The 23807-nt window shown below is 71.1% G+C and carries 28 protein-coding genes; 12 read left to right on the forward strand and 16 right to left on the reverse strand.

What is annotated here, in order from left to right:
• Positions 1-60: 60 nt before the first annotated feature.
• The gene (locus HS041_RS35915) at positions 61-858 is read right to left on the reverse strand and encodes a glycerophosphodiester phosphodiesterase family protein (RefSeq protein WP_196445337.1); all 798 of its coding nucleotides are present in this window, start codon (positions 856-858) and stop codon (positions 61-63) included.
• 226 nt (positions 859-1084) lie between these two features.
• On the opposite strand from HS041_RS35915, the gene HS041_RS35920 reads away from it, so the two are divergent.
• From HS041_RS35920 to glpK, 3 genes are all read left to right on the forward strand, one after another.
• On the forward strand, positions 1085-1786 hold the full coding sequence (locus HS041_RS35920; protein ID WP_196445338.1) for a hotdog family protein: 702 nt from the start codon (positions 1085-1087) through the stop codon (positions 1784-1786).
• 53 nt (positions 1787-1839) lie between these two features.
• Positions 1840-2589 carry an IclR family transcriptional regulator gene (locus HS041_RS35925; RefSeq protein ID WP_196445339.1) on the forward strand — a complete coding sequence of 250 codons (750 nt, stop codon included), beginning with the start codon at positions 1840-1842 and terminating at the stop codon, positions 2587-2589.
• A gap of 125 nt (positions 2590-2714) precedes the next feature.
• Positions 2715-4181 carry a glycerol kinase GlpK gene (gene glpK, locus HS041_RS35930; RefSeq protein WP_196445340.1) on the forward strand — a complete coding sequence of 489 codons (1467 nt, stop codon included), beginning with the start codon at positions 2715-2717 and terminating at the stop codon, positions 4179-4181.
• A gap of 52 nt (positions 4182-4233) precedes the next feature.
• On the opposite strand, the gene HS041_RS35935 is transcribed toward glpK, so the two are convergent.
• Positions 4234-4512 carry a WhiB family transcriptional regulator gene (locus tag HS041_RS35935; RefSeq protein WP_196445341.1) on the reverse strand — a complete coding sequence of 93 codons (279 nt, stop codon included), beginning with the start codon at positions 4510-4512 and terminating at the stop codon, positions 4234-4236.
• A 124-nt stretch (positions 4513-4636) separates the two neighbouring features.
• A complete protein-coding gene (locus HS041_RS35940) occupies positions 4637-5668 on the reverse strand; it encodes a DNA topoisomerase IB (protein WP_196445342.1) in 1032 nt (343 codons plus the stop codon).
• Positions 5669-5881: 213 nt separating this feature from the next.
• Here HS041_RS35940 and HS041_RS35945 point away from each other — a divergent pair, with 213 nt between their 5' ends.
• The 4 genes from HS041_RS35945 (at position 5882) to cobM (ending at position 8809) form a co-directional block, all read left to right on the forward strand.
• Complete coding sequence (locus HS041_RS35945) at positions 5882-6280, forward strand: TIGR03618 family F420-dependent PPOX class oxidoreductase (protein WP_196445343.1); 399 nt, start codon at positions 5882-5884, stop codon at positions 6278-6280.
• A gap of 132 nt (positions 6281-6412) precedes the next feature.
• On the forward strand, positions 6413-6802 hold the full coding sequence (locus HS041_RS35950) for a TIGR03618 family F420-dependent PPOX class oxidoreductase (protein WP_230880259.1): 390 nt from the start codon (positions 6413-6415) through the stop codon (positions 6800-6802).
• Complete coding sequence (cbiE, locus tag HS041_RS35955) at positions 6795-8069, forward strand: precorrin-6y C5,15-methyltransferase (decarboxylating) subunit CbiE (protein ID WP_196445345.1); 1275 nt, start codon at positions 6795-6797, stop codon at positions 8067-8069. Before HS041_RS35950 ends, cbiE begins: the two co-directional genes overlap by 8 nt.
• On the forward strand, positions 8066-8809 hold the full coding sequence (gene cobM / locus HS041_RS35960; RefSeq protein ID WP_196445346.1) for a precorrin-4 C(11)-methyltransferase: 744 nt from the start codon (positions 8066-8068) through the stop codon (positions 8807-8809). Before cbiE ends, cobM begins: the two co-directional genes overlap by 4 nt.
• Before the next feature lie 35 nt (positions 8810-8844).
• Here cobM and HS041_RS35965 read toward each other — a convergent pair whose 3' ends face one another.
• A complete protein-coding gene (locus HS041_RS35965; RefSeq protein ID WP_196445347.1) occupies positions 8845-10263 on the reverse strand; it encodes a PP2C family protein-serine/threonine phosphatase in 1419 nt (472 codons plus the stop codon).
• A gap of 180 nt (positions 10264-10443) precedes the next feature.
• Between HS041_RS35965 and HS041_RS35970 the strand changes: the two genes are divergently transcribed.
• Complete coding sequence (locus tag HS041_RS35970) at positions 10444-10755, forward strand: hypothetical protein (protein ID WP_196445348.1); 312 nt, start codon at positions 10444-10446, stop codon at positions 10753-10755.
• A gap of 113 nt (positions 10756-10868) precedes the next feature.
• Here the strand turns inward: HS041_RS35970 and HS041_RS35975 are convergent, their stop codons facing one another.
• From HS041_RS35975 to HS041_RS36000, 6 genes are all read right to left on the reverse strand, one after another.
• Complete coding sequence (locus tag HS041_RS35975; RefSeq protein WP_196445349.1) at positions 10869-11462, reverse strand: flavodoxin family protein; 594 nt, start codon at positions 11460-11462, stop codon at positions 10869-10871.
• Between the two features lie 41 nt (positions 11463-11503).
• Positions 11504-12112 (reverse strand): DNA-3-methyladenine glycosylase I, encoded by a 609-nt coding sequence (locus tag HS041_RS35980; protein WP_196445350.1) that lies wholly within the window; start codon positions 12110-12112, stop codon positions 11504-11506.
• Between the two features lie 180 nt (positions 12113-12292).
• Complete coding sequence (locus tag HS041_RS35985) at positions 12293-12580, reverse strand: YciI family protein (protein WP_196445351.1); 288 nt, start codon at positions 12578-12580, stop codon at positions 12293-12295.
• A gap of 33 nt (positions 12581-12613) precedes the next feature.
• Positions 12614-13234 carry a TetR/AcrR family transcriptional regulator gene (locus HS041_RS35990; protein WP_196445352.1) on the reverse strand — a complete coding sequence of 207 codons (621 nt, stop codon included), beginning with the start codon at positions 13232-13234 and terminating at the stop codon, positions 12614-12616.
• 943 nt (positions 13235-14177) lie between these two features.
• A complete protein-coding gene (locus tag HS041_RS35995; RefSeq protein ID WP_196445353.1) occupies positions 14178-14897 on the reverse strand; it encodes a MerR family transcriptional regulator in 720 nt (239 codons plus the stop codon).
• A 26-nt stretch (positions 14898-14923) separates the two neighbouring features.
• Entirely contained in the window at positions 14924-16348 is a 1425-nt protein-coding gene (locus HS041_RS36000) for a serine hydrolase domain-containing protein (RefSeq protein WP_196445354.1), read from the reverse strand.
• Positions 16349-16536: 188 nt separating this feature from the next.
• On the opposite strand from HS041_RS36000, the gene HS041_RS36005 reads away from it, so the two are divergent.
• Entirely contained in the window at positions 16537-16743 is a 207-nt protein-coding gene (locus HS041_RS36005) for a hypothetical protein (RefSeq protein WP_196445516.1), read from the forward strand.
• A gap of 322 nt (positions 16744-17065) precedes the next feature.
• Here the strand turns inward: HS041_RS36005 and HS041_RS36010 are convergent, their stop codons facing one another.
• On the reverse strand, positions 17066-17629 hold the full coding sequence (locus tag HS041_RS36010) for a hypothetical protein (protein WP_196445355.1): 564 nt from the start codon (positions 17627-17629) through the stop codon (positions 17066-17068).
• A 413-nt stretch (positions 17630-18042) separates the two neighbouring features.
• Between HS041_RS36010 and HS041_RS36015 the strand changes: the two genes are divergently transcribed.
• Positions 18043-18612, forward strand: a complete 570-nt coding sequence (locus tag HS041_RS36015) for a hypothetical protein (protein ID WP_230880260.1) — start codon at positions 18043-18045, stop codon at positions 18610-18612.
• Positions 18613-18743: 131 nt separating this feature from the next.
• Here the strand turns inward: HS041_RS36015 and HS041_RS36020 are convergent, their stop codons facing one another.
• Positions 18744-19328 carry an NADPH-dependent FMN reductase gene (locus HS041_RS36020; RefSeq protein ID WP_196445356.1) on the reverse strand — a complete coding sequence of 195 codons (585 nt, stop codon included), beginning with the start codon at positions 19326-19328 and terminating at the stop codon, positions 18744-18746.
• 446 nt (positions 19329-19774) lie between these two features.
• Here HS041_RS36020 and HS041_RS36025 point away from each other — a divergent pair, with 446 nt between their 5' ends.
• Positions 19775-20473 (forward strand): PilZ domain-containing protein, encoded by a 699-nt coding sequence (locus tag HS041_RS36025; RefSeq protein WP_196445357.1) that lies wholly within the window; start codon positions 19775-19777, stop codon positions 20471-20473.
• 36 nt (positions 20474-20509) lie between these two features.
• Here the strand turns inward: HS041_RS36025 and HS041_RS36030 are convergent, their stop codons facing one another.
• From HS041_RS36030 to HS041_RS39630, 3 genes are all read right to left on the reverse strand, one after another.
• On the reverse strand, positions 20510-21001 hold the full coding sequence (locus HS041_RS36030; protein ID WP_196445358.1) for a hypothetical protein: 492 nt from the start codon (positions 20999-21001) through the stop codon (positions 20510-20512).
• Positions 21002-21289: 288 nt separating this feature from the next.
• Positions 21290-21487: a hypothetical protein gene (locus tag HS041_RS36035; protein WP_196445359.1), complete on the reverse strand. Its 198-nt coding sequence runs from the start codon at positions 21485-21487 to the stop codon at positions 21290-21292.
• A 124-nt stretch (positions 21488-21611) separates the two neighbouring features.
• Complete coding sequence (locus HS041_RS39630) at positions 21612-21740, reverse strand: hypothetical protein (RefSeq protein WP_255530239.1); 129 nt, start codon at positions 21738-21740, stop codon at positions 21612-21614.
• A gap of 434 nt (positions 21741-22174) precedes the next feature.
• On the opposite strand from HS041_RS39630, the gene HS041_RS36040 reads away from it, so the two are divergent.
• On the forward strand, positions 22175-23308 hold the full coding sequence (locus tag HS041_RS36040; protein WP_196445360.1) for an alpha/beta hydrolase family protein: 1134 nt from the start codon (positions 22175-22177) through the stop codon (positions 23306-23308).
• A 57-nt stretch (positions 23309-23365) separates the two neighbouring features.
• Here the strand turns inward: HS041_RS36040 and HS041_RS36045 are convergent, their stop codons facing one another.
• Positions 23366-23758, reverse strand: a complete 393-nt coding sequence (locus HS041_RS36045; protein WP_196445361.1) for a helix-turn-helix domain-containing protein — start codon at positions 23756-23758, stop codon at positions 23366-23368.
• Between the last annotated feature and the right edge of the window lie 49 nt (positions 23759-23807).

Genomic DNA, 23807 nt, shown 5'->3' on the forward strand with positions numbered 1-23807 from the left:
GGCGCGACCGGGTGGGGAGCGCCGGGGGGCGTCGCGGCCGATGCGGCCCGCGCCGCGGTGTCAGGCGGCGAGCCGTCCCGGATGCCACTGACCGCGCGACGTGAGCACGGCGCGCAGGCCGGAGATGTTGTCGGTCATCACGCCGTCGACGCCCATGTCGAGCAGGCGCTCCATCTGCCGGGTGTCGTTGACGGTCCACACGTGGATCTGCATGCCGAGGGCGTGCGCCGTACGGATCAGGGCCGGGGTCGTGACCCGCAGGCCGCGGAAGCCGACCGGCACCTGCGCGCACGGCACCCCGGCGCGGGCCAGGCGGGTGAGCAGGCGGCCGTAGGCGGAGGTGGCGGCGGCCGCGCGCAGGGCGGCGACGCCACGCGGGCCGAGCGAGGAGCACACGTCGCGGCCCATGGCGGCGCGGGCCCGCTCCAGCCGCTCGTCGGAGAAGGAGGTCAGGCAGATCCGGTCGTAGGCGTTGGTCCGCCTGACCACCTCGGCCAGCGGCGCGATGGCCTCGGCCTCCTTGACGTCGATGTTGAAGCGCGCCTGCGGCCAGGAACCGATCAGGTCCTCCATGAGCGGGATCTCGTCCACCCCGCCGATGCGTGCCTGGCGCACCGTCCGGTACGGCAGCGCGGCGATCCGGCCGCTCCGGTCGGTCACCCGGTCCAGCGTGTGGTCGTGGAAGGCCAGCAGCACGCCGTCGGCGGTGGCGTGGGCGTCGGTCTCCAGGTAGGTGTAACCGAGCTCCACCGCGCGCGCGAAGGCCGCGTGGGTGTTCTCTCTGCCCTCGGAGGCCCCGCCCCGGTGGGCGAAGGCGAGCGGGCCCGGATGATCGAGGAAGGCGTAACGGCGCTGCACGTGGAGGAGTATGCCCGCTGTGAGCAGGGCTCGTCATCACATGGAGGTGAACGTTTGGGGCACGGATTCCGCAACGGCCGCCCCTGTTCGGTCCGTCTCCGGCCGGGTGCGAGGCTGGAAGGAGACCGCGCGGCCCGGCGGCGCCGGTGCGACAGCGGCGTGACAGCCGGATGAAAGCACGCGAGGCCACCCTGATCACCATTCGGTGAGAATGGAGGGGAAGGCGATGAAGGCCCTCATGCAGGAGTTCAGCGTGCCGGACCGGTACCGCGGTCCGGCGGGCGTGGTGAACGGGGGATGGGTCTCGGGCCTGATGGCGAGCTACCTGCAGGCCGGGAGGGCCGTCGAGGTGACGCTGCTGGCCCCGGCGCCGCCCGGCACCGGTCTGCGGATCGAGCGCGAGGGCGGCCGGGTCGGGCTCTTCCACGGGACGGAGCGGCTGGCCGAGGCCCGGCCGGTGGACGAGGACCCGGTGGCGCCGCCGTTCGTCTCGCTCTATCAAGCCACGAAGGCGGAACGGAACTTCGTGGGAGCCGTCGAGCATCCGTTCCCCGGCTGCTTCGTCTGCGGTCACCGGGAGCCCGGAGACGGGCTGCGGATCCGCCCGGGGGCCTCCGGCCCGGACACCGTGGCCGCCTCCTGGTTCGCCCATCCGGGGCTGGCCGAGTGGTCGGCGACCCTGCCGCTGACCCACGTGTGGGGAGCGCTCGACTGTCCCTCGGGCTGGGCGCACCTCGAACCGGGAGAGGCGGCCATGCTGGGCAGGCTCACCGCCCGGACGTACCGGCAGGCCGTCCCCGGCAGGACCTACGTGGTCGTCGCCCGCAAGGAGGGACGGGAGCGGCGTAAGCTCTTCGCGAGTTCGGCGGTGTACGAGGTGGACGGCAGGCTGGTCGGAGCCGCTCGGGCCACCTGGATCGAGATGTGATCCGACGGTCGGTGAATCGTTCGGCAAAGCCGAACTGCACTACGATGTAGATCGTGGCGGAGACGATTCAGTCGGTCGAGCGCGCGGCGGCGATCCTGCGACTGCTCGCCGCGGGGCGCCGGCAGCTCGGCGTGGTGGAGCTCGCGCGGGCGATGGGGCTGCCCAAGGGCACGCTCCACGGCATCCTGCGCACGCTGGTCCACGTCGGTTTCGTCGAGCAGGACGGCAAGACCGGCAAATACCGTCTCGGCGGCACGCTTCTGCACCTGGGCAGCAGCTACCTCGACGTCAACGAGCTGCGCACCCGCTCGCTCAACTGGGCCGACGCGCTGGCCGGACGGAGCGGGGAGAGCGTGTGGATCGGCACCCTGCACGAGGGGCAGGTCCTGGTCGTCCACCACGTCTTCCGGCCCGACGACAGCATGCAGGCGCTGCAGGTGGGCGCTCTCCTGCCGGTGCACGCCACCGCCCTGGGCAAGGCCCTGCTCGCCTTCGACCCGTACGGAGTCCCCGTCCCCGACCCGCTCGAACGGCTCACCGGGCGCACGCTCGTCACCGCGGGCGACCTGGAGGAGGACCTCGAACGGGTGCGGCGGCGCGGATGGGCGGCCGACCTCGAGGAGTTCGTGGAGGGCGAGGTCTCGATGGCGGCCCCGATCCGGGGCGGGCAGGGCGTCACCGTCGGCGCGATCGGCATCCGCGGGGCCGTCGAACGGCTGGTCCTGGACGGCGAGCCTCGCATGGACCTGCTGTCCTACGTGCGGGACGCGGCCAGAGCGATCACTCATGACCTGGACAGATAGTCCCCGCCCGGATTCCGCCGCCTCGGAGCGGACGCTCGCGTGGCGGTTGACACGGGGCGATAATTCCATAGCATTTCCGTGCTGTTCGGTAATGCCGAACATTCAAGCCACCATGCGAGGGGTCCGTGTCGCAGTATGTCGCCGCCATCGACCAGGGCACCACGTCAAGCCGGTGCATGGTGTTCGACCGGGACGGCCGGATCGTCTCCGTCGCCCAGCGCGAGCACCGGCAGATCTTCCCCCGGCCGGGCTGGGTGGAGCACGACGCCGAGGAGATCTGGGCCGCGGTGCGGGGCGTGTTCGACGACGCCCTGGCCCGCTGTGACCTCGACGCCGGCCGGATCGCCGCGCTGGGCGTCGCCAACCAGCGGGAGACGACCGTCCTGTGGGACAGGCGCACCGGCCGGCCCGTCTGCAACGCGGTCGTCTGGCAGGACACCAGGACCGACGCGCTGGTGCGCGACCTGGCCGGTCACGAGCCGCTGTTTCGCGGGCGTGCGGGCCTGCCGCCGGCCACCTACTTCTCCGGGCCGAAGATCCGCTGGCTGCTGGATGAGACGCCGGGCCTGCGCGAGCGCGCCGAGCGCGGCGACGTCTTGTTCGGGACCATGGACAGCTGGCTGATCTGGAACCTCACCGGCCGCCACGTCACCGATGTGACCAACGCCAGCCGTACGCTCCTGATGGACCTGCGCAGCCTGCGGTGGGACGAGGAGCTGCTCGAGGCCGTCGGCGTGCCGCGGGCGATGCTCCCGGAGATCCGTCCCTCCTCCGAGGTGTACGGATACTTCGGTGAGATCCCGGTGTCTGCGGCGTTGGGTGACCAGCAGGCGGCGCTGTTCGGCCAGACCTGTTTCTCCCCCGGGGAGACCAAGTCCACCTACGGCTCGGGCAGCTTCCTGCTGATGAACACCGGCGCCGAGCCGGTCGCCTCCCACCACGGCCTGCTCACCACCGTCGCCTACCAGATCGGTGAGGCCCCGGCCGCCTACGCGCTGGAGGGCGCGATCGCGGTGACCGGCTCGCTGGTGCAGTGGCTGCGCGACAACCTCGGCCTGATCTCCAGCGCCGCGGAGATCGAGACGCTGGCCAAAACCGTGCACGACAACGGCGGCTGCTACTTCGTCCCCGCCTTCTCCGGCCTGTTCGCCCCCTATTGGCGCAGCGACGCGCGGGGTGTGATCGCCGGGTTGACCGGTTACATCACCAAGGGCCACATCGCCCGGGCGGCGCTGGAGGCCACGGCTTTCCAGACCCGCGAGGTCGTGGACGCGATGAACGCCGATTGCGGGTTGCCGCTGACGGTGCTCAGGGCCGATGGCGGTATGACGGCCGACAACCTGCTCATGCAGACCCTGGCCGATGTGCTCGCGGTCCCGGTGGTGCGGCCGATGGTCGCCGAGACCACCTGTCTGGGGGCGGCGTACGCGGCGGGGCTGGCGGTCGGTTACTGGCCGGACATCGCCGGTCTGCGCGGCAACTGGCACAAGGCCGCCGAGTGGCGGCCGCAGATCGGCCAGGCGGTCCGGGAACGGGAGTACCGGAACTGGAAGAAAGCCGTGCAGCGCACCCTCGCCTGGGTCGACGGGTAACGGCCGTCCCGTGGGTCCGTGACCGGATCCGGGATGCGCCGGGGCACGGGTGTCACGTGCCGGTTCTCTGCCCGGCTCTGGACAGGGCGGTGGCGGCCCGCTCGTCGGGGCTGGTTCCGCCCCACACCCCGTGTGCCTGGTGGGTGTTGATCGCGTAGTCCAGGCACTGCGCGCGCACCGGGCAGCGGCGGCAGACGGCCTTGGCGTGCTCGTGCTGCATCTGGCCCGGCCCCTGCGGCGAGATGGGGAAGAACAGCTCCGGATCCTCGCTGAGACAGGCGGCCTGGCGGGACCAGTGAGTGATGAAAGAAATATCAGTGTGAGAAGGCATGGCGAATCCAATGAGTCCGGGAGAAACCCGACTACCGTCGGCCCAACTGCTCATTCGGATGCCCCTGCCTGTCGGCTTCATACGATTTGGGGGGAGAAAAGTCGGCAAAATCGGGGCGGGGAAATCATGATCGGCGGTTGGTGAAGGCGGCGGATCGCGACCGGCGCAGCAGCGAGATGACTGCCCGCTCCACGCCGCCCCGCGTGGCCAGCTGCCCGGAATCGGCCTCGGCGCCGAGCGCGGTGAGCGCGCGGTCGATGGTCCGCCCCCTTTCGTAGGCCTCGACGACGCGGGGGTCCACGTAGGAGGCGCGGGCCACGGCCGGGGTGTTCCCCAGATAGCCGGCCACCTCCTGCATCACCCTGGACACCGCCCGCCGCCTGCCGGTCCTCGACCGGACCGGGGAGGATACCGCCAGGCCCACCGCGGCCAGCACAGTCGCGTGCCAGGTGCGGAAGTCCTTCGCCGACACCTCGCACCCGAACGTCTCGCGCAGGTAGGCGTTGATGTCGGAGCTGCGCACGTCCGTCCACCCGGAGCCGTTCTCGTAGCGCAGCAGTTCCCCCTCCTCCCCGCTCGCGCGCAGGGAGGAGACCACCGCGCACACGTCCGGGTCGGCGATCGTCACCTCGCGCGGCTTGCCGCCCTTGGCGAGGTAGGAGCAGACGACGCGGCCCGCCGTACAGGTGACGTGCTCCATCCGGAGGGTGGCCAGCCCGAACGAGTCGTAGGATTCGCCGCCCACCCGGAAGAAGCCGATGTCGAGCATCCGGGCCGCTGCGGCGAGCACCCGCTCGCGGGAGAGCTCCGTCCCCTCCAGGTGCCCGGCGACACGCTCGCGGAACGCCGGCAGCCGCTCGGCCATCTCCAGCACCCGGTCGAACTTGATCCGGTCCTGCTCCGTGCGCCAGATGTCGTGGTACCGGTACTGCCGCCGCCCGGCCGAGTCGGTGCCGACGGCCTGGATGTGCCCGTCGTGCGTGCGGCAGATCCAGACGTCGGTCCAGGCCGGGGGGAGCGCCAGTGCCCTGATCCGCGCGAGGGTACGCCGGTCGCGGACCTGCCGTCCGTCCGGATGGTGGTAGCTGAAGCCCCGGCCCCTGCGGCGGCGGCGGATGCCGGGTTCGGCGGGATCGCTCTGGCGAAGCTCTGTCACCGCCCCCCTCTACCCAGGAGGAGGCCGCGTATGAGGACGGGCGTGCGACTGCCGCTCGGGCGAGCCGTACGGCGTGCGCCGGACGGCTCGCGTAAACGGAGGGGTGGAAAAGGGGAATGCGGGTATCCGGAACGCGTGGCGGAGCGGAACGGGTCACCGTCCCGCGAGGTTCGATCGTCGCGCACGCATGACACTGAAATCGTGGAGGTTCCCGTGGGACAGCTGACCGAGGAAGCCAAGGAACTGCTCCGGCAGCCGGTGCACGGCTGGGCGACCACCCTGCGCCCCGACGGCTCGCTGCACAGCACCGTGGTCTGGGTGGACGTCGACGGCGACGACGTCGTGTTCAACACGGCCGTCGGCCGGGCCAAGGAGCGGCACCTGCGCGCCAACCCCCAGGTCTCGGTGAGCGTCCTGGACCCGAAGGACGCCTTCCACCTGGTGAGCGTCTCCGGAACCGCCCGGCTGGAGCTGGAGGGCGCCGACGAGGTCATCGACGGCCTGGCCAAGAAATATCTGGGCGTGGAGACCTATCCCTACCGTCAGCCGGGCGAGCAGCGCATCACGGTCCGGATCGCCCCCGACAAGATGATCTTCAATCCGGGGAGCTGAACCGCGCGGGCCCGCCTCCGCGGTCTCCCGCGGAGGCGGGCGCCCCGGAGCCGACGTGCTCGGCGGGGAAACGGGAGATCGGTACGACGGCTAACATGTCGCCCTGAACCGTGACAACGGGAAGGGCCGGTGTTGAACGATCTCGGAGGCGGGTTCCGCGCCTTCTGGCGGGAGCGTCATCTGTGCACGCTGACCACCGTGCGGGCCGACGGCACCCCGCACGTCGTCCCGGTGGGGGTCACTCTGGACCCGGAGACCGCGACGGCCCGGGTGATCTCCTCGAAGGACTCCCGGAAGGTCCGCAACGTCCTGGCCGCCGGAGCCGAGGGGGCGGTGGTCGCAGTCTGCCAGGTGGACGGGCGGCGCTGGTCGACGCTGGAGGGACGCGCGGTGGTCCGCGCGGACTCCGGATCGGTCGCCGACGCCGAGCGCCGCTACGCCGAGCGCTACAAGCCGCCCAGGGAGAACCCGTCCCGCGTCGTGATCGAGATCCGGGTCACCCGGGTGATGGGCAATGTCTGAGGCCGTCACCGGGCCCGTGGCCGGCTCCCGGGCCCTCGCCGTACCCGCTGCGGGCACCGTCACGGTCGTCGGCATCGGCGCCGACGGCTGGGCCGGCCTGTCGCAGGCCGCCCGCCGGGAGCTGCACGCCGCCGAGGTCCTCATGGGCAGCGCGCGCCAGCTCGCCCTGGTCCCCGAGCCCACCGCCGAGCGGGTGGTGTGGCCCTCGCCCCTGCTGCCCGCCCTGCCCGCCCTGATGGCCGCCCACCAGGGCCGCCGGGTGTGCGTGCTCGCCAGCGGCGACCCCATGTTCCACGGCATCGGCACGACGATGGTCCGCCTGCTGGGCCCGGAACGGGTCCGGGTGCTGCCGTATCCCTCCTCCGTCTCGCTGGCCTGCGCCCGCCTCGGCTGGGCCGCCGATCAGGTCGAGGTCGTCAGCCTGGTGACGGGACCGGTCGAGTCGCTGCACACCGCCGTGCACGAGGGCCGCCGGATCCTGGTCCTCAGCGCCGACGGGCGCTCCGCCGCACAGGTCGCGGCCCTGCTCACCGCGCGAGGGTACGGCCCCAGCCCGATGGCCGTCCTGGAGCGGCTCGGCGGCCCGGAGGAACGGGTGGTCTCCGGCACGGCGGCCCGCTGGGCCCTGCCGGCGGCCCAGGACCTGAACATCGTCGCCGTGGAGTGCCGCGCGGAGCCCGGGGCGGTGCCGCTGCCGTGCGTGCCCGGCCTGCCGGACGGGGCGTTCGAGCACGACGGCCAGCTCACCAAGGCCGAGGTGCGCGCGGTGACCCTCTCCCGGCTGGCGCCCGTCCCCGGTGAGCTGCTCTGGGACGTCGGCGCCGGGGCGGGCAGCGTCGCGATCGAGTGGATGCGCGGCCACCGGGCCAACCGGGCGGTGGCCGTGGAGCGCGACCCCGAGCGCGCCGCCCGGGCCGCCAGGAACGCGGCCGGGCTCGGCGTCCCCGGGCTGAACGTGGTGAACGGCTCCGCCCCCGCCGCGCTGGCCGGGCTCGAACCGCCCGACGCCGTCTTCGTCGGCGGCGGGGTGACCGTGCCCGGTGTGGTGGAGGCGTGCTGGGCGGCGCTGCGGCCCGGCGGGCGCCTGGTGGCCAACGCGGTCACCGTCGAGTCCGAGGCCGTCCTGGCCTCCTGGTACGGCGAGCTGGGCGGGGACCTGGTGCGGCTGGCGGTCAGCAGGGCCGCCCCGGTGGGCGGTTTCACCGGGTGGAAGCCCCTGATGCCCGTGACGATCTGGACCGCGGTCAAGCCGGAGGACGAACGATGACGGTCCGTTTCATCGGAGCGGGACCCGGTGCGGCCGACCTGATCACCGTGCGGGGGCAGCGGGCGATCGCCGCCTCGCCGGTCTGCCTCTACGCCGGGTCGCTGGTCCCCGCCGAGCTGCTGGAGAGCTGCCCGCCCGGCGCCCGGCTGGTGGACACCGCGCGGATGACGCTGGAGGAGATCGTGGCGGAGATGCTCGCCGCCCACGGGTCCGGGCAGGACGTGGCCCGGCTGCACTCCGGCGACCCGTCGGTGTTCAGCGCCATGGCCGAGCAGATGCGCAGGCTCGACGCGGCTGCGGTGCCCTACGAGGTGATCCCCGGCGTGCCGGCCTTCGCCGCCGCCGCGGCGACGCTGAAACGGGAGCTGACCGTGCCCGGCGTGGGCCAGACGATCACGCTGACCCGGACCTCGGCGCGGGCCACTCCCATGCCCGAGGGCGAGGACCTGGACACGCTCGGCAGGAGCCGGGCGACGATGGTGCTCCACCTGGCGGTGCAGCGCATCGAGGAGGTCGCCCGAGACCTGGTCCCCAACTACGGCGCCGACTGCCCGGTGGCGGTGGTGGCCAGGGCCAGCCGGGCCGACGAGGTCGTCCTGCGCGGAACCCTCGCCGACATCGCGGAACAGGTCCGGGCCGCGGGCGTACTGCGCACCGCGGTGATCGTCGTCGGCCGGGTCCTGACCGCCTCGGAGTTCCCCGACAGCCATCTGTACTCTGCGGCCCGCTGCCGCGACTGAGACGTCGGGGGCCGCCCGCCGGGCCCTGACGGCCGTCAGGGCCCGGCGGGCGGGATCCGCAGGGCGGTGAGCGCGATGTCGTCGTTCGAGGTGCCCAGGGCGGAGAGGATCCCGTCGCAGAAGGTCTCCACGGGCTCGCGCGCAAGGGCGGCGGCGTGCTGGCGCAGCCGGGTCATGCCGTGGCTCAGGTGCTCCTCCGGACGTTCGACCAGTCCGTCGGTGTAGAGCAGCAGGGTGGATCCGGGAGGCAGCGCGTCGAAGGCGTTGCGCCGCGAGACGCCCGGGTCCACGCCGAGCAGGAGCCCTGCGCCGTCCTCCAGGTAGCAGGTCTCACCCTCACCGGTCACCAGCAGCGGCGGCAGGTGGCCGGCACTGGAATGGCGGAACTCCCACGGCCCGTCCTCGCCCCCCTTGACCAGGCCGTAGAGGCAGGTGGCGGTGTGCATGCCGTACAGGATCTCGTTGGCGGCGTCCAGGCGGCGCAGGATCTCTCCCGGCGGCTCCTGGCGGTCGCAGGCCAGGGCGCGGAGCATGTTGCGCAGCTGGCTCATGATCACCGCGGCGGGCAGGTCGTGGCCCGCCACGTCTCCGATGATCAGAGCCAGCTCACCTCCCGGGACGACGAAGGCGTCGTACCAGTCCCCGCCCACCTCGGCGGTCTCGTGGGCCGGGCTGTAGCGGGCGGCGAGACGGAGCCTGCCGACCTCGGGCAGCCGGTCCGGCAGCAGCGAGCGCTGCAGCCGTTCGGCGATGTGCTGGACCGCCTGGTGGAGGCGGCCGTTGTCCACGGCCAGGGCGACGCGGTGCGCCAGGTCCTGGACCAGGGACTGGTCGTCGGCGGTCAGCGGCCGTTCGGGGCGGATCCGGACGACGGTCAGCGCGCCGAGTACCTGCCGGCGGACACGCAGCGGGGCGATGATCGCGCTGTTCGCACCCATGCGCTGGAAGAGCTCCGCCTGTACGGCGTGCAGCGGGTCACCGGCCTGCCGCGCGGTCGGGAAGGAGGTCAGCAGCAGCGGCCCGGCCCCGCGCAGCACCTGGACCAGCGGACCGGTCGTGTCCTCGCGGACCGGTGGCAGCGGACCCTCGAACCGGCCGGTGGGCGCCTGCGCGGAGTCCCGGTGCGCCACTGCCACCCGTTGCAGGTGCTCGTGCTCGTCCAGCAGGTCCACCGCACACCAGTCGGCCAGTTGCGGCACCAGGATCCGGCAGAGCCTGCGGACCGCCTCGTCGGTGGACAACGTGCTGGACAAGGCCGCCGTCACCTCGCTGAGCAGCGTCAACCGGGACAGCGCCTGCTGGAGCACCTCGTCGACGTCGTGCGTGTCCGGTCCACCGGCCAGCGCGATCTCCCCCTCCGTGCTCTCCGCGAGCCTCGCGATCCGTCCTGAAACCGGTGTCCCGGCGCCGCCCGCCGGCCGGTTCCCGGCGGCGTCACCCGCCGAAAAGATCACAGGGAGCCGGTGGAGCGCACGGTGGACGCGGCGGGAACGACGAAGTTTTCTCTTCCGGCGGCGATCTCATTGCTCTGGCCTCCGTGCGCGGGCGGTTCCCGCGGTAGAGCTTTCGGATTTCTCAGGTCAAACCAGGGTGGAACGGCGGTACGGGGCGGAGCCGCCGGGTAGGGCGCCGGTATGGCTCAGGAGAAAAGCGCCAAGGAACTCGCCGAGGAACTCGCGACGGACGCATCCGACGACCCTCGCTTCAAGGACCGCACGCCCGGTGTCCGGGCGACCCGGCAGGGCTCCGCCGAGCAGGCGGACGCCGACATCGCAGGCCGCGCGGGCGTGGGCGGGATCGGCACCACGGGCGGGGGCGGCCCCGGCGGTACGGCGGGCCAGCCGCCGACGGGCCGGGTGCCCGACGACGAGCTGGCGGACACGACGTTCGGCCTCGGGCCCGAACCGGTCGAGGAGGGGCGGAGCGGGGAGCCGGACGAGCGGTGACGGACTGAGCCGCGGCCGCCGCCGTACGGCGGACGCGGGAGCACCCGCCGTCGGTCCGGTCCGATCGGGTCCCGGCCGGGTCCCGGTCGAGGCGGTGTCGGTCGGACGGACGATCAGACACCCAAGGCCGCGCGGCCGGCGAGGACGACGGCGGCGTGATGGGCGACCCGGGCACCGAGGCGCTCGGCGGTCGCGAGGTCGGCCTTGTGCACCGCGTCGGTCGGCAGGTCGGCCGGGGTGGTCGCAGCGGCGCCGTTGAAGTATCCGAGGCGGTTGAGGTCGTTCTCGCTTCCGGCGCTGGTGTACCAGCCCGGGGGCAGACCCAGATTCACCCAGGTCATCTGGTGCTGGGCGGCGAGAGTGGCGAAGTAGGCGAGGGTGGAGTGCTTGTCTCCGGCTTTGCACGCGGAGTTGGTGAAACCCGCGCCGAGCTTGTCCTTCCAGGCCTGGGCCTGCCAGCGCCCGCTGGTCGCCTCGGCGAAGGCGTGGAAGACCCCGGAAGCGGTGCCCATGTAGGTCGGCGAGCCGAAGATGATCGCGTCGGCTGCGTCGAGGGCCTGCCACTGCTCGGCGGTGACGTGGTCGACGCGCACTGTCGTGACGTCTGCGCCGGCGTCGACGGCGCCGGCTCTGACCGCCTCGGCCAGGCGCTCGGTGTGGCCATGGCCGGAGTGGTGGGCGATGGCGATGGTCGGCTTGCGAGTCATGTACGGCGTACCTTTTCTGGTCGTGGTTCTCGGTGGATGCCTCACCGGCCGGGACGGGTGAACGCCTCACGCCGCCGCTCGGCCTCGGCGCGGATCACGCATTCTTCGACGTGATCGTTGATCAGGCCCATGGCCTGCATGAACGCGAACATCGTCGTGGGCCCGACGAACTTCCACCCCTTGCGTTTCAGGTCTTTCGACAGGGCGGTCGATGCGGGGGAGGTGGACACGCTCTGGGGTTCGGGCAGGTCCGCCGGAGCGGGCTCGTAGCGCCAGACGAAGGCGGCCAGCGATCCTTCCCGGTCCAGCAGTTCCTCGGCGCGGCGGGCATTGCCGATCACCGCCTCGATCTTGCCGCGGTGCCGTACGATGCCGGCGTCCTGCAGCAGGCGCTCGACATCGTGTTCGGTGAAGCGGGCGAGGCTGGGGATGTCGAAGCCGTCGAAGGCCGCGCGGAAGTTCTCCCGCTTGACCAAGATGGTGCGCCAGCTGAGTCCGGACTGGAAGCCTTCCAGGCACAGTTTCTCGAACAGGCGACGGTCATCACCGACGGGGAAGCCCCATTCGGTGTCGTGGTAGGCCAGGAACTCCGGTGCGGCACCGCTCCACGAGCAGCGCGGCATGCCCGGGTCGGGCATCGGTACGGTCATCTCATCACGGTCCTTGCGTCATAACAGGCGAGCACAGGCTCCGGCGGCGTCCCGCGCCCGGCCCGCAGACGCCGGTGTCCGGTTCGCCTCCGGTCGTCGCCCTGCCGGAACCGGCCACCTGCCGAGGTGGCGTCAGGCCGGTTCCGGCAGGGCGCATGCGGCGGCCCGGCCGCGTCGGGTTCAGGCGAGCAGGAACTTCAGGCGGTCGTCGGCCAGCCATGGCGTGATCTCGACGATCTCCGCGCTGACGATGTCCTCTGCGACGAACGGGTCGGCCGCCACGCGCTCCTCCAGTTCCGGCCGGGACGTGTCGTGTGCCACGATCGCGCCGCCCAGCCCGGGCTGGATGCCGCCGACCAGCAGGAACACGCCGTCGTCGACACCGCGCTCGATCCACTCCTGGTGGCCGGACATGTGCTGTTCGGCAGCACCCCTGTTGGCGGAGAACCGCAGCAACACCACGAACATGTGATCCCTCTCAGATCGTTGAACTCGGTCGCGTCAGGCGTTCGCCGACGCGGTGTCCTCGGACGCGGCGTGTGTGGTGCGCCGGGCGCCCGCGGAGTACTGGCTCAGCCAGTCATGCATCCGCTGCACTTCGCGGCGGATGAAGTCCTCGTCCCCGAAGGCGTGCGCCAGCGTGGCGACGCCCTGGCTGAAGGCCAGAACGTGCATCGCCAGCGCGTCGGCCTCCGTCTCGTGCCCCAACTGCGTGAACTGCTCGCGCAGCCATGCCCGAAAAAGCGTGAACAGGCCATTGGCTTCGCCCAGCGCGGGGTGGCCGAGCTTGGCCAGCTCCGTGGTCAGGGTGCCCACCGGGCAGCCGTAGCTCTGGATGTCGGCGCGGTTCGTCACCACGATCTCGACGAACCTGCGGATGCGGTCGGCGGGGTCGGCCTCCTCGGCCTCCCACTGTTCGAGCATCCGCCGTGTACCGTCCAACCGCACGGCGATCACCGCGTCCAGGATGTCGTCCTTGGACTTGAAGTGGTAGTAGAAGTTCCCCCGCGAGATGTGAACGGCCTCCGCGATCGCCGCGAAGGACGTGTTCTCGTAACCTTGCCGGTAGAACAGCTGATCGGCTGCCTCGACGATATGGGCTCGGGTTGTCGCACCGCCCACTGCCTCGTACCTCCTCGCTGCGGGCCTCTCATGGAATCTTCCTAGGACGCTTGTCCTAGCCGGGATATTAGGACAAGCGTCCTATGCGTTGTCAACCGGCTCCTGCGGGCTGCACGCTTGAGAGGGCGGGTCGAGTACGCCGGAAGACTCATAGGGTTGGCCGGGATGCCTCTCGGTGCCCCTGCGAAGCGACAGCTCGCGGCCCCAGGCCGGCGGAGGGTTCTCCGAGCTGCGGTCCGGCGCGTCAGGCTCCATGGCAGGCTCGGGACGGGCGCCGAACGGCCCGGCCCTCGTGGATGCCGGCGGCGACGAGCCCGCGGATGTACGCGGCCGCCGCGGCGAGGGCGCTACCGGCGTGTCTCCGGCCGTCAGGAACGCGTGGCAGGCGGCCGGCCCGGGCCGCTCGGCGCTTTACCGGACTTCGCTGATCGCGGCGAACCCGCCTCATCGAACCGAGGTGGAGCCGGAGCGCCGTACCGGCACACGAGCGGCCACCGGACCGGCTCTCCTGGCTTGCCTGCTCTTCCCCGGGTCCGCTCCGGCTGCGCGCTCGTTGAGGTCCTGCGTTCCCGAAGACCGCGCCCGGGATCGCGGTCGTACTGGTGGACGACCGCGATCCGGGCCGTCCGGGCACGGTGCCGTCCAGCCCGCTCAGCCCCGCCGAGCGTGAGACGCTCTCCGGCGCTCGCCAGGCCGGCTGGAAGAGGAGCCGTCGGGCCGCGGCGCAGGCGGCACCGAGCCGACGTCGCCGTCGGAGCACCCGGCGTCCCGGCCGAACAGGCCGTCCCCGACGGGGACGATCGGGTGCCGATGAGATTTCGGAGATTCTGGGGGTCTATCGTCCTGGTCGTTCGGCTTGCTGCGCCATCACGCTCGGCCGGTCAGGCCGAGATGAGATCCGCCGGAGATCAGACACTCCCGACCGCGCAGCACACAATCGAGGCTAGCCCGTCATGAGCTGAGCCAGGCGGTCCCACGCCGGGGATGAGGCTCCGGGCTGGGATTGCGCGGCCAACCGGGCGATGGCCGGGTTGTGGACGGGGCCGTTCTCGGATCGGCCGGGGTGATCGGTGAACCAGTTCCGGGTACGGTCCGCGAGGTCGGGCAGGCGGGGATCGTCCGGCGACCAGTCATAGGCGGCGTCATAGTCGAGATAGAGGGCACAGAACTCGGGATTGGCCATCAGCTCGCGTTTCTCGGCGATCCACAGGGAGGCGTCCTCGGGCGAGGCCGTCTGCATGAGGATCCAGCCGTCGCGTTCCACGCGGATCGCGCGCTCGCTGACGCCGAGTTCGCGCAGGTCGTCGAGATAGTCGGCGACTTCGGGGGAGACGAAGAGCCGATCGCCGCCGCGCAGCTGGACGAGTTGGTCGCGGGTTCGTCCCAGCTGCGCGATGCGTTCCTCGATGTCGTGATCGATCTCGGCGACGGCCGCCGCGAACGTCGCCGTGTCGGCGTCGAGGAGGCCCCTGATGCGGGCCAGCGGCACCCCCGCGTGCGCCAGCGTCCTGATCTTCACGAGCTTGACGGCGTGCTCGGCGGTGTAGCGCCGGTAGCCGGACGAGTCGCGGCCGGGCTCGGTGAGCAGACCGCGCTCGTGGTAGTGGCGGATGGCCTTGATGGTCACTCCGGCGTAGTCCGCGAGCTGGCCGATCGTGAGCATGCAGGACATCCTGTCACGCGGAGGGGTCACGTCCGGCGGGTCAGGCGGCCGCCGCCGTTGCGGAAGCGCGCCTGGCCGTCGCGGACGTCGTGGAAGGAGACGAGCAGCAGCCGCAGGTAGCCGTCGAACGCCTCCAGCGGGTAGCCGGCAGGCGCGAAGAGGCCCGGCCGGATCGGCACGTAGCGCTGCGGCGGGGCGGAGGTCGTGCCGCCGGCGAACTCGGTGAAGATGCGCTCCTGCGACTCGTCCGCCGGCTCGTAGGTCGTCCGCTCCTCGATCTGGCCGTCGACGATGCTGACGTCGACGCGGAGCTGGTTGGAGCGGTAGGTGCCCACGTAGGGGGTCAGATCGATGTCCTGCTCCGGTCCGGTGACCAGAGCGGGGATCCGGACGCCGAGGTGCTCGCTCAGCAGCCACTGCAGGATCTGGTCCTGCAGCATGATCGCCCCCGGGTTGTTGCCGTAGGCGGTGAAGACCAGGTCGTGCTCCGGGAGCACGCACAGGAGGGAGACACCGCCGGGCGAGGCGCCCGACATGGCCAGCACGGTCGTGTCGCCGAACGGGTACAGCACCCAGCCCAGGCCGATCGGCGGGGTGTTGGGGCTGTCCATGTCGTACGAGACCTGCCGCATCAGGGCGGTCGACTCGGCCGAAAGGACGCGCGTGCCGGACGGGGACACCCCGCCCGCGAGGTGGGTGCGCCCGAAGGCGAGCAGGTCGGCGACGGTGCCGATCGGCGTGCCACCGGCCGGGCCCCAGGCGTCGGGGAGCGTGAACATGTTCGTGGGCTTGGGCGCCATGGTCTCGAGGTCCAGGAAGTGGCCGACTGCCGTGCTGCGCAGGATGGCCTGCTCGGCGGAGGTGCTGGAGTCCTTCATGCCGACCGGGGCGTAGATCTCGCGTGCGAGCAGGTCGTGGAAGGGCAGGCCGGTCACCACTTCCAGCAGGCGGCCCGCGACGATCATGCCGCCGTTGGAGTAGCTGAGCTGCTCGCCGGGCTCGAACAGGGTGCCGCAGCTGCTCGCCAGGCCCTTGACGTAGGCCTTCAGGGCGTCGTGGCCCTTGTCGCCGGGGAAGTACAGGTCCGCGTCGATGCCGTTGGTGTGGCCGATCAGGTGCCGGACCAGGATCCTGTCCGCCGCACCCGGTACGGTCAGCGCGAATTCGGGAAGGTACTTCACGACCGGTGCGTCGAGGTCCAGCAGCCCGCGATCGGCCTGCTGCAGGACCAGCGTGGTGGTCAGGACCTTGGTGACGGAGCCGAGCAGGAATCCGGTGTCCTGGAGCATCGGTGCGCCGGTGGCGACGTTCGCGGCGCCGTGGGCGACGATGATCTGCTCGCCGCCGTGGTAGACGCCGGTGACGAACCCGGGAACGCCGTTGGCCTCGCAGTAGGCCGCGATCCGCTCGCGGATGGGGGCTTCGACGGTGTGCAGTGCGTTGTTGGTCATGAAGCCATCGTCGAACCCTGACCTAGGGGCAGGGTCAAGCCGGGAAGACGGGAAATCGGTGAGCGTAGGTCGGAAAGGGGTACGCCGCAGGTCAGGCGAACGTACGGCGAGCGTCATGACTTTTGTCATCACCTACTGGTGATTTCGACGTCTACGCCGGGCCCGTCCTCCTCTCCGAAGATCGAGCCATGACGAACAACGCGAAGAACCCCGGCAAGGACACGGCGAAGAACACCGTCCCCGACCGGACCGCCGGCATGGCCTCCGGCCTCGCGATCGGAATGGGCCTCGGCGCCGCCCTCCACAACCTCCTCCTGGGGCTCGCGCTGTCGCTCTGCTTTGGCGCGGCCCTCGCGCACGCCCACCCCTCCGGGGACACCCAGGACCGGCAGTAACCTCGCGTCCGGGCGGCCGAGGCGGAATCGGGCAGTCGGTGATCCGCACGCCGTACATTCGTCCGACCTGCGGCGCGCCCCTTTCCGGCTCACCTGGTCCGCCCCTCCGCCGGTTCCGTCCTGATGATGGGCGACCGGGTGCGCGGGGATGCTCGCCGTAGTAGTCGTCGGCTGCCCAGCTCGACATCCCGGTGTCGCGTCACCGAATCGCTCGTCGACGGCGTGAGGGATGGCCGGGGCGTGCGGGCCGTTTTCGATCCGGGCCCGGCTCGCCGGGACCGTCCGGAGCGGGCCCCGCTTCGCGGATGTGAGACCGGGTCCGTCAGGGGGTGTCGTCCCCGGCCGCCGCACGCCAGGAGCCGGCGCTCTCCCTGTGCAGCTTCGCCTGCCAGAGGAAGGCGGGTCCGGTGCACAGGGCGGCGAAGCCCGCGAAGAAGCTGATGGCGAACCACGGGTCGGTCGGAGCGTCCTCCTCCACCGTCTGGCCGGCTTGGCCGACGAAGTAGACGGCCGAGACGGCGAAGACGGCCACCAGGACCAGGCCCGCGGCCAGGAAGACCGCCGCCCGCCGCGCCTCACGTCTGGCCCGTGCCTCCGGCGGAAGGTCGGCGAGGCCGCTGCGGCGTTCCCGCTCGGCTTCGATGATCGCCTTCGCCTGCACATTGCTGAGCCCCAGTTCCTTCAGCAGGCGCCGCTGCGGGACGAGCAGGAGCAACCCGACGCCCACGCCGAGGCCCACACCGACTCCGGAGGGGAATGGCACGTCGGCGAGCACCAGGAGGACGAGCACGGCGATGATCACGGCGATCGTGACCAGCATCGAGACTCTCAGGCGGTGGTGGGAGCGCATCAGGCGGTCGAGTTCGTCCGGGCTGAGGGTGCGCATGCGGGCCGCCTTTCGTCTGTGGATCCTCGTCGAGCTTGGAATACGGCGTTATCGACCGCAACCGATTCGAAGGCTGCGGATCCCAGGGTGGGCGTGAAAAAAGTCACATCTGCGTTCGCCGGCTGGCCCGTCGCGGCCGGGGCGCCGGGCGTACACGGGCGAGCGGGCCGGTAACGGTCTCCTCCGGCAACCACGCCCAGGCCCTGGTCGTGGCGGTCCATCTGGTGGACGCGCATGCGGTTGCGGGGCCCTCCGCCGGCCGCGAGCCACCGGGGTGAACGAGAACGCAGAAGACCCCAGGCGCTGACCGCTTCTGGTCACGGTGGCCTGTCCGTGCCGCATCCGGCGCGTCAACGAAGCAGTCGAGCTCTGTTCGGGCCCGGCCCCGACAGCCACCGATCCCAAGGGGATGAATGCGCTGTGACGACCGCTCCGGGCCGGCGACAGCCCGCGAGTACCGAGCAGAGTGGTATCGGGCCGCTGACGGCGTCCGGCATGATGAAGCGGTGACGGATCTGCGGTGGGAGGAGATCGAGGACCTCTTCGACCCCGAGACGAACGGCGTGCTGCCGGACGGGCGCGTCCCGGGCACCTCGGCTGAGGACTGGCAGGCCGTCTTCGACCTCGTGCGCTCCAACGGCTGGCGGCACGAATACTCGGTCGACGGCATCGTGCTTCGGATTCCCCCTGCGGAAGCGATGTTCGCCGTGCGTGACCAGGCCGGCCGCGTGCTGAAGGTCTGGCCGAACCCCGGCATCCTGGTGAACTTCTTTCCCCACGCGGAAGAGCACATCGACTTCGATGTCGACCTCCGGGACCTGCAGGGCCAGGAGCGCTTGGACGTGCTGTGCGGCTTCCTGCGGGCGATCGGCCGTCGTCTGGGCAAACCGGTGCTGATGACCCCAGAGGGCTTCTCCCGGTACCCGATACTCGGCTTCGACGTCGCAGCCGGCCGTGTGGCACCGATGGCCGGACGGCGCTGATCGGTCTTTCACCTGCCTGTGCGCCGGCCCGGAATCCAACGTTCTCAGGACGGCCCTCTGCGTGAAGGCAGGCCCTGCGACTGGGCGCGGCACCGTCGTGTAAGCGCCGGGGCAGGCGTCACGAGCGTGGGCTAGGAGCGGTACGTTTCCATGTGGTGCTGTCCCCGCACCGACTTCATCGCCTGGCTCCAGGCGACCAGTTGGTCAAGCATCGTGGCCAAGGGCTGTTCGTGGTGGGCGGCCGGCTTGAAGGTCGAGAAGTTCTCGAAATCGGTGAACAGCGACAGTGCCACCTGGCTGCGTACGGTCGCCATCTGCAGCTCGGCCATGACCAGCCGCAGTTGCTCGACCGCGCGGGTGCCTCCGGCGCTGCCGTAACCGACGAACCCGGCAGCCTTGTTGTTCCACTCGGCGTACAGGTAGTCCAGGGCGTTCTTCAGCGCTCCGGACGGGCCGTGGTTGTACTCCGGGGTGACGAAGACGTAGCCATCGAACTCGGCGATCCTGGCAGCCCAGCGCTGGGTGTGCTCCTTGCTGTACTGGCCCATCGACGGCGGCACCGGCTCATCCAGCAGCGGCAGGCCGTAGTCGGCGATGTCGACCAGCTGAAAGCTCGCATCGGTCCGCTTGGCGGCGAAATCGTACACCCACTGCGCCACCGCCTGTCCGATGCGGCCGGGCCGGGTACTCCCCAGAACGATCCCGATCTTGATCATGCCATCCCTGTCTCTGTGAAGGTCGCCGTTGTCATGTTCCGGGGGTCTACAGCTCTAGCTACCCCTAGTAGCTATTCGTACACTTATAGTCACATTCGGGGTGATCTCGAGCAGTCCCAAAGTTTCCGGCGCCCCTGAAGTGATCGTCTTCGGGACAGGCGGGAAGGCGGGGAGCGCATCGGCGCGGGCCCCGCCGCTTCGGCGGGCGCGGTGCTCGTTGGTGCAGACATCCCGCAACACCCCCGGCCCTCGCGTCGGGCGAACGGAAAACGCTCTAAGTGATGGGCGGAGCACACAATGTGCTCGCCTACCCTGCATGAGTGCACCATCCGACAGGCCCCATAGGGGCGTGAGCCGAGCGGGCCGGTAGCGGACAACGCCACCGCGCCGCCCGCTGCAGGCTCCGCTCTCATCCTCATTCCCCGTGATCACAAGGGTGTCGTCTCATGACTCAGCTTCCCCTGCCGAAAAGCGCCCTGTATGTCTGCGTCGATGACGACAGCGGGCACCGCTCCCGGCTGGAGGCGATCACCCATGACGCGATCGTCATCGCCGCGCCCGCCGACGCCAAGAGGCTGGTGGCCGCCGAGGTCGGTAGCCACCTGACGGTGTTCTGGATCGACGAGGGCGGTCGCGTCGTGCTGCCGGTCCTGCTGGAGGACATCACCACCGGTTCATCGGAGCGCTGGCGCCTGCGTCCGCTGGGTGAGCCGCGCCAGGCCGGCCGCCGCCAGCACGAGCGCGGCGGCGGCGGGGAGAAGATGCGCATCTCCACCCTGGCCGCCCAGCCCGCCGTCACCTTCGACAGCACACTGCTGGACCTGAGCGAAAAGGCACTGCGCTGCTGGGCGCCGGCCTCCGACATCGCCGTAGGCGAGGAGCTGCACATCCAGGTGGTGCTCAGCACCGGGGTCTTGAGCCATATCGGGAAAGTCACCATCGTGCGCGAAGCCCCCGACGGCATCGGCCAGCACATCGTGGTGACCTTCCATCCGCTGACCGCGCCGACGGTGCAGATCATCCGCCGTTATCTGTTCGTCTGGGGCGGCCGCCGGGCCCGGCAGCCCGAGCACGCAACGACTACGGGCACCGCATTTGCGAACGCCGGCACCAGAGGTGCTGCAGTCGGCGCCACGCCGGGCTGAGCGCAGACCGGTTCTGCCCGCAGGTCAAGAATCGAGTCATACTGAGCTGATCATAAGTTTGGGGACTATTGGCGCTACGGGCTGATGTGGGCCGGATGAGGACCGGCAAAGAAGGCCCCCGCGATGTCTGGGCGCTTTTTGCAGCCGGCGCATGCCGCAACGCATGGCCGCGGCCGGCTCGTGCTCATCGGCCACCGCCGCGCGGGCCGTCCGCGCCCTGACGTTCTGATCGACCGACTCATCGGGGTTGAGCTCGGGTGCGTAGGCGGGCAAGAAGAACAGGCGCAACCGGCCCTCGGTCTTGAGGGTCTGCTCCTGGTCCGGTGGCAGCCGTCGTGGCCGGCCCTGCGCCTTCTTGATCCGCAACGCCTCGGTGCCGCCCGATCGCACCTGGCGTTCCACCGGAAGATCGGTTCGCGGCCCACGCCCGGCGCCTCGGCCACCCGATCCGGTGACATACCGCTGCTCCAGCGGCCTCAGCGCGAAGATCTCCTCCTCGAACGTGGCTCTGCGACCTTTTCTGGCCATGCTCCCAGCATGACCCCACCGCCCCGGCAAGTACCAAGACTTATGGCCTGCTCGATACCAGATGAGACACCAACCACGAGGGGCAGTCCGGACCGGTCGGACAGGATGTGCATCTTCGAACCTGGCTTGCCCCGGTCCACGGGGCTCGGACCTGTATGGTCGCCCCCTTTTTCGCCCGCACGCAGGCGGAGTCCAGCACGACGCGGGACAGATCGAGCAGATCGGCCACGGCCAGGCGGTCGAGCACGACCTGGTGCAGCTTGCTCCATACCCCGGCCCGCGACCAGATCAGAAAACGGCGGTGCGCGGATCGGCCCACCGGTTCTCGACCGGCCAGCGGGAGGCGGCGGCGCCGGTGGCGGCGCTGCGCACCAGGGCGATGATCTGGCGGGCCAGCTCGCTCAGCAGGTCCAGCTCCCGCGTCCGATCGGTCGGGCCGCCGGTCAGGGTGGGGTCGGCCGCGTACAGCTCGGCGCCCTGGCGCACGACGGGGGCCGCCCGCTGCAGCAGTACGGCGCCGCGGTCCGGCGCGAATGCGATGGTCCAGTCATGGACATGGCGACACCCCGCCGTACGGCTCGCGCCGGGCGGGGCGTCTGGTGCGGGTAGCTCAGTACAAGAGCCGGTCGACGGCGCTGCCCCGCCCCCACACGCCGTTGAGACGGGTGGCCAGGCGCTGGTAGGCCGCTTCCTCCTCGGGTGTGAGCACGGCGTCCGCGCCGGGGTCGACGCCAGCCACGTGCTCGCGCAGGATCGCGGTGTCCGGCCGTCCGCCACGGCCAGCAGCTCGCCGGCGGGGAGGCTGGGGCCGTTGGCTAGGGCCTCGCGTACGGCCGCGCCAGCGCATGGGTCGGCCAGCACGCGAGCGGTCGCAGAAGGCTGTACCCCCTCGCGGGTGCTGACCGGCGAGCCGCGGTGCGGATCCGAAGGGGGCCACCCGAGGTTGTTCGGAACCATCGTGCAGCTTCGGGAATGACGGTCAGGACGGTCCTCGTCCCCGGGGTGGTTCGCTGCCGGATGTCCAGTCCGCTGCCTCGCGCCTGCAGAGCCATACGGAGAAGGCCCGCAACGCCTGCCTGCGACCCCCGTCGTACCCCATCCACGAAAGTCGCAGTTCTCCGGTCGCCCATTCGGCCGAAGCGTCCGATGCCGGACGCCGCGAAGATCCTTCACATGCCGACATCCGTTCTTCGCAGCGCTCTGGCAGCCGCTGTCGTACTGCTGACGTTCACCGCGCCTGCGGCGGCCGCCGCCGAGCGCGTCCCGGCCCTGGTCCTGTCCGAGCCCACCGGTCCGCATCCCGTGGGCACGACCAGCCTGCACCTGGTCGACGAGTCCCGGCCCGACCCGTGGGTGGCCGAGAAGACCGTACGCGAGCTGATGGTCTCGCTGTGGTATCCCTCCCGAACCGCTCAGGGGCGGCGGGCGCCGTACATGACGGCGCGGGAGGCGCAACTGCTCCTGGAGAACCTGAAGGAGCAGCACATCGAGGGCCTGCCGGCCGACGCGCTGAGCGGGGCACGGACCAACGCCTTCACCGACGCCCCTGCGCTCGGACACAACCGCCGCCTGCCCCTGGTGGTCCTGTCACCCGGCTTCGGCGCGCCCCGCAGTTCGCTGACGACCCTGGCCGAGGACCTGGCGAGCCGGGGGTACGTGGTGGCGGGCATCGACCACACCTACGAGTCGGCCGGAACGACCTTCCCCGACGGGCACACCACCACCTGTGTCGCCTGCCGATCCCTGGACTCTCCCGGCTTCGGGAAGAAGGCCACCAAAGGCCGTGCCGCAGACGTCTCCTTCGTGCTCGACCGGCTGCTCGGGCCCGACCCCGCGTGGAAGGGCGCCCGCCTGATCGACCCGTCCCGGATCGCGATGGCGGGCCATTCCCTGGGCGGCGCGAGCTCGGCATGGACCATGCTCACCGATGCCCGGGTACGCGCCGGCATCAACCTGGACGGCGGCTTGCACATCCCGCTCCCGGACAGGGGACTCTCCCGGCCGTTCCTCATGATGGGAGCCAACAGCCACAAGCCCGGTGGGCGGGACGCCACGTGGGGGCGTGACTGGCCACGCATGACCGGGTGGAAGCGCTGGCTCACGGTCGAGGGCATGGATCACCTGTCCTTCAGCGACTTCCCGTTGCTCGCCGACCGGATCAGCCCCGGCCCGATCCCCGGCCCGCGTGCAGTGGAGATCACCCGCAACTACGTCGGCGCCTTCGTCGACCTGCACCTTCGCCAACGGCCTCAACCACTGCTGGAGAGGCCGTCCCGGCGCTATCCCGAGGTCAAGTTCTGGAAATGAGAAATGATTGCGTCGTCCGGGGGCCGTTCCCGAAGCGGCCCCCGGCCAATCGTCTGCTCAGCGCTGCCGGTGCAGGCGTTCGCGGTGACGGTCGAGTGCGGCCTCGACCTCCTCGCGCTCGCGCGGGCTCAGCTCGCCCATGACCTCGGCGCGGACCTGGGGGCGCAGACTCCGGTGCAGGGCGTAGGTGATGACGTCGGCGTGCGCCCCCTCGGCGGAGGCGGCCGCGGGCGGCGCCGTGCTCGACGCGGCAGCGACCGGGACCGGGACCGGGTCGTCTTCCAGTGCCCGATACAGCGTCGAGCGACCCACCCCGAGGGCACGCGCGATGGCCGGGATGCTCTCCCCGCGCTGTCGGCGGGCGCGGGCGGCCGCCAGCTTGTCGGCGTCGATCGCCGGGGGCCGGCCACCGCGGCGGCTCTGGACGGCAGCCGCGGCCAGGCCGTCCATGTCCTGCCCTCCACCTCATCGGCGGAGCGCCACCGCCCTCCCTCGCGGG

It is taken from the genome of Planomonospora sp. ID67723, from assembly GCF_015711605.1.
In the GTDB taxonomy this organism is placed as follows: Bacteria; Actinomycetota; Actinomycetes; order Streptosporangiales; family Streptosporangiaceae; genus Planomonospora_A.